Origin of the sequence: Streptomyces sp. NPDC056480, from assembly GCF_042795405.1 — a bacterium.
Classification (GTDB): Bacteria; Actinomycetota; Actinomycetes; order Streptomycetales; family Streptomycetaceae; genus Streptomyces.
In genome coordinates, this window is record NZ_JBHTSA010000232.1 from 1 (window position 1) to 4,597 (window position 4,597).

General features: G+C 65.9%; 5 protein-coding genes and 2 pseudogenes. 1 reads left to right on the top strand and 6 read right to left on the bottom strand.

Going from position 1 to position 4,597, the window contains the following annotated elements; translation table 11 throughout:
- Nucleotides 1-474 (top strand): annotated as a pseudogene (locus tag ACFQ79_RS40355) (transposase); the annotation flags it as partial.
- An 81-nt stretch (nucleotides 475-555) separates the two neighbouring features.
- On the opposite strand, the pseudogene ACFQ79_RS40360 reads toward ACFQ79_RS40355, so the two are convergent.
- The 6 genes and pseudogenes from ACFQ79_RS40360 to ACFQ79_RS40385 all read right to left on the bottom strand — a co-directional run.
- Nucleotides 556-735 (bottom strand): annotated as a pseudogene (locus ACFQ79_RS40360) (tRNA (adenosine(37)-N6)-threonylcarbamoyltransferase complex transferase subunit TsaD); the annotation flags it as partial.
- 125 nt (nucleotides 736-860) lie between these two features.
- Entirely contained in the window at nucleotides 861-1,235 is a 375-nt protein-coding gene (locus tag ACFQ79_RS40365) for a toxin Doc (RefSeq protein ID WP_383593286.1), read from the bottom strand.
- Nucleotides 1,235-1,474, bottom strand: coding sequence for a hypothetical protein (locus tag ACFQ79_RS40370; RefSeq protein WP_383593289.1), 240 nt, complete (start codon nucleotides 1,472-1,474; stop codon nucleotides 1,235-1,237). Before ACFQ79_RS40370 ends, ACFQ79_RS40365 begins: the two co-directional genes overlap by 1 nt.
- Nucleotides 1,475-2,005: 531 nt before the next feature.
- Nucleotides 2,006-2,857: a hypothetical protein gene (locus tag ACFQ79_RS40375; RefSeq protein ID WP_383593292.1), complete on the bottom strand. Its 852-nt coding sequence runs from the start codon at nucleotides 2,855-2,857 to the stop codon at nucleotides 2,006-2,008.
- On the bottom strand, nucleotides 2,854-3,393 hold the full coding sequence (locus tag ACFQ79_RS40380; protein ID WP_383593295.1) for a hypothetical protein: 540 nt from the start codon (nucleotides 3,391-3,393) through the stop codon (nucleotides 2,854-2,856). The genes ACFQ79_RS40375 and ACFQ79_RS40380 overlap by 4 nt, the downstream gene beginning before the upstream one ends.
- A 184-nt stretch (nucleotides 3,394-3,577) precedes the next feature.
- Entirely contained in the window at nucleotides 3,578-4,429 is an 852-nt protein-coding gene (locus tag ACFQ79_RS40385; protein WP_383593297.1) for an IS5 family transposase, read from the bottom strand.
- Between the last annotated feature and the right edge of the window lie 168 nt (nucleotides 4,430-4,597).

Genomic DNA, 4,597 nt, shown 5'->3' on the forward strand with positions numbered 1-4,597 from the left:
GTCCAGACCTGCGTCGTTCACCTGCTGCGGGCGTCGTTCCGCTACGCGGGCCGCCAGGACTGGGACAAGATCGCGAAAGCGTTGAAGCCGGTCTAAACCGCGCCGACGGAGGATGCGGCCACCAGCCGGTTCCTCGAGTTCTGCGAGGAGTGGGGCGGCAAGTATCCGGCGATCGTGCGGTTGTGGGAGAACGCCTGGGCGGAGTTCGTCCCGTTCTTGCAGTTCGACGCCGAGATCCGGCGGATCGTCTGCACGGCCAACGCGATCGAGTCCGTCAACGCGAGGATCCGCCGGGCGGTCAGGGCCCGTGGCCACTTCCTCTCAGAGAACGCCGCCCTGAAGTGCGTCTACCTCGCGGTGATGTCGCTGGACCCGACCGGCGCCGGCCGCAAACGCTGGACCACCCGCTGGAAGCGGGCCCTCCAGGCCTTCGACATCGCCTTCGACGGCCGCCTCACCAACAACCGAATCTGACCTCAGCAACCAAACCGGTTACACCGCTTACTGGACAGACCCACATTCCGCGGCCGGAGACCGGCTGGACGACGGCGGTCATCAGGCAGCCCTCACCGAGGGGGCTGAGAGCGGGGTCAACGAGGCGTACTCCAGCGGCGCCGACGGATCGATCGACACATCCAGCGGGGCGGGCTCGGCTCCGGAGCGAACAAGAAGGTCACCGACAGCCGCGATCATCGCACCGTTATCCGTGCACAGGGTCATCGGTGGCAAGCTGAGCACAGGCACAGGCACAGGCAGGACGGTGTACTGCACGGTTCCTCCGGGTTGGGCCGCCACGGGCTCGCAGCCAGGGCGTTCAGGGCGTGACGAAGCGCAGGGCCGGAGCATCCCGGCTCGGGTTGTTACAGGCGCCAGGCGCGGATGCGGTCGGCGGCCTGATAGACAGTGGCCTTGCTCTCCTGGATGGCGCGGACGAGGTCGACCATGGCTCCGTAAGGGGGATCGATGCCCTCTCCGGAGGCGTGCATGTAGGCGGTGGTGACCTGGCTGGCGAACAGGCTGTTGCGGTAGGGCAGGGGCTGCAGCCGGATCAGGGTGTGGAGCAGAGCGGCGGCACGCCAGGCGGGATCGGGATCGGCCGTGGCAGGGCGCGGGATGCGGGTCTTGTGGCGGGCGACAGCGGCGACGAGGGCGGAGTAGTCGGCGACGCTGACGTCTTCGGGAACGGCCTGTTCCTGGACGTCCAGGAGCCAGGGGACGTCGATGTGGAGGATCATCAGGCGGCGTCCGCCCCGCGTTCCCGGGTAGCGGGCGGGACCTCGTCGGGGAAGGCCTCGTCGAACTCGGCCCGGTGCGTCTCACCCCAGGAGAGGGCGTAGCGGACGAACTGGCGGCGCTGACGCTCGCGCAGCGGCAGGTCGTGGACGTACTGCTTGAGGGACTTGCCTTCGGCGGCCGCGGCTGCGCGGACCTCCTCCAGCTCCTCGTCGGTGAAGGAGACGTTCAAGGACGGCATGCCACTGATGGTACCTAGTAGGCACCTGGGCGGCCAGGAGTTAGCAGAAGGCTCTTTCGTCGCAGGTCAGAGGCATCTCATCCCGGAGCGCCAGCGGGTAAGTGGCTGGGCGCTTCGGCGCTTTCCTAGAGGTGTATCCGGTGAGCTAGGCGAGGGTTCACCAGGCTGTGGGTGGGGCTCGAGGGTGCCGGCTTCGGGGGGCTGTGGATGACGGCGCCGTAGCCGCTACGGATTCTTCGACGGTTGCCTGCAACAGCAGCAAAACCCACCACCCCCGAGGACACCTTGAGGTGCTTCAGATCCGGAACCCGGCTGCGCTGAGAGAGACGCGAGAGTCGACTGGGAGACGGCGGATACTGGCGCAGCGGCACAGCTGGGCGTGGAAGTGAAGATGGCGCCCATGGCGAAATGCACGTACGGGTCGGGAGCCGTCCGATTGGCTGGATCAATGACCCAATGTCCGGATGACGGATTCATCCGAGGCTCGCCCCGTAACAGCTGTCGGTGAGCCAAGGGCCGGTCCAAGTATGGTCAGCGCTCGTTTTCCAAGGCATCAGTCAGCGGGTAAGCACCTGCTTGCGCAAGCAGGTCAATGATGTCCAGACAGCGGATCCGTTCGGGCTGCGGGCTTTGGCGATAGAGGCGGAGCACTGCCGAGATCAGATGATGACCGTCCGCCGCGCGATGGGTTCTGAGATCGCCCATCTCTTTGCCGGCGTGCTGAACGATGCGCTCGCAAGAATCGATCGCGACGGAAGGAAGGGATACGGTGTGCTCGTAGAGTGCAGAGACCAGATGCTCGAGATGATCGGGGAGCCCTGCTGTCGAGAAAGGCATTGATGAGTTCGTCGGCTGATCATGCAGGTGCGGGCGGATCTGATCGGAGCTCAGCAGCTGCGCCACCGTGACGCGAAAGCGATCTCGATCGGTACCGGCAAGGTGCTCGAGAATCTGCCGGGTCTGTGCACGACGGAACAAGTACTGACCGGAGCCGGCCAGAAAGTCGTGGATGTCCTCCTGGGCGGAGACGAAGGACCGAGCGAAGAGGTAATCGAAGTAGGTCTCATGGAAGAAGCCAACCTGTTCCGCATCACGCACCAGCACACCGTGTGACTCGAACACCTTGATGTGTTGGCGGGCAAAACCATCGAGGAGTGCCATGGGCGCCTGGAGTGTTTCGCGTTCACTCATGGAGGCACACAGGGCGCCCGTGATGCCCGACCAGTCCAGCGCAGCAGCCTGTGTTTCGATCTCTTCACGCAGTTCGTCCGTGTAACGCGCGTACAGCTCCTGCAGAGTCCGGTACGAAGCGGCGCGTGCGGAGGCCGACAGGCGGCTGAAGACCGAAAGGTGCAACGGAGTCCGCAACAGCTCCAACGTCACCGGCCCCAAGCTGTCGGGATCCGCTCCGCTGGTCGACAAGACAGCCCGCACCTGGTCCACGTCCAGAACGCTGAGGGGGACCGCAATGTTCGAGCGCCTTCGGCGACCAGCCCGGACAGCCTCCGGTCATTGTCGATGTCGACGGTGCGAGCTACCAGGATCACCTTGATGTTCGGGGCACCGACCAACTGCGCGAGTACGTCCTCCACCGCCTCGTAGGCGTCCGACATCCGGCCGTTGTAGGTGCTGACTGCATCCAGCTGGTCGATCACCAGCAGCGCCGACGCTTCGTCCGCGACCCCGGCCAGCAACAGCGCCGGCGACTCCGAGAGGGTCATTCTGGCTCCCAGGTCCTTGGCCGTCTGCACGCTCGCGTCGACGCCGTCCATCCGGACCGCGGCCGCCGGCCATCCCTCTTCGGTCAGCCGGACCAGGACATCGGTGACGACCGCCGACTTCCCCAAGCCGGCGCCTCCCTCGCAGACCACGATCTGCGGGCCGTCCTCGGCCACCAGGCGCTCGTACAGCTGCTCCACATGCGGACGAGCGGCCACCCCGAACGCAGGCCTGTCCCGTTGCACACGCCGCACAAAGCGCTCGACGGTCCCAGCCAACGCCGCAAGCGTCCCCGTGTCACCCGCCAGCAAGCGCGGACGCACCCCTGGCAGAGTCAGAAGGTGGCTGCGGAGCTGGGAGCCAGTAAGAGCGTCCGCCAGTAGGTCATCGGATGCGTGGTGTTCGGGGTCGTGCGTCCCATCGGTAGTGGGTCCAGGCCCGGCGGATGAGGTGGCGGACGGTGACGAATATGCAGGCCAGGGCGATATAGAACTCGATCACGGTCTTGTGTCGTTCGGTGCAGCGGCGGAGTTTGCCGAAGTTGTTCAGCCAGGAGTTCGTGCGCTCGACCACCCAGCGTCCGCCGGCTTGGATCGGGGTTTTCTCCCCGCGGCGGGTGATCCGTGCGTCGACGCCACGTTCGGCCAGGTCGTCGCGGACCGGCCGGTAGTCGTAACCCGCGTCCAGACCCAGCCGCGGGCGCTCTGGCATCGGGCCAAGGGCCTCCTCGAGGCGGCTGTAGGCGTCCAGGGTGGCGGGCAGGAGGGTGTGGTCGCGGATGTTCGCGGGGGCGGGCTCGGTGACCAGGGGTATGCTCTGCGCCTCGGTCAACTGCGAGCGTTTGAGGCCTTGTTTACCACGGTCGACCGGGCTTCTTCCGGCGCATTCACCGCCTCCGGGAGCTTTGGTGATGCAGCCGTCGGCGACAAGGCGGTCCAGTTCGAGGCCGATCATCCGGTCACAGGCGGACAGGACCAGCACCCGCAGGTCCTTCATGACCCCCAGCTTGATCCACTCGTCCCGGCGCCGCCGCAGCGTGGTGGCGGAGCAGCGCTCATCGGCCGCGCGTTCGTATCCGCAGCCGAAGACGAGGACCTGGACCAGGCGGTCGAAGACGACCTCGTCCGGGATCCGCGGGTTGTGACAGCCCAGCGGATGGCGGTCCTCACGCTCGGGCAGCAGGGCCAGGAACTGGTCGCGGACAGGCTTGAGCAGGCATGATGGGGCAGCAGGCACGGACACCCCGAATGATCATGAAGCGTGAAGAACTCCATGATCGGGGACCGTGCCTGCACCACTTCATCCGCCTACTGGCGGACGCTCTAAGCTTGAGATTTAACCTTGTGTGATCGTCGGGTGTGTGGTGTGTTCACCCACATGGGGATTTCCCGGACATGGTGACGA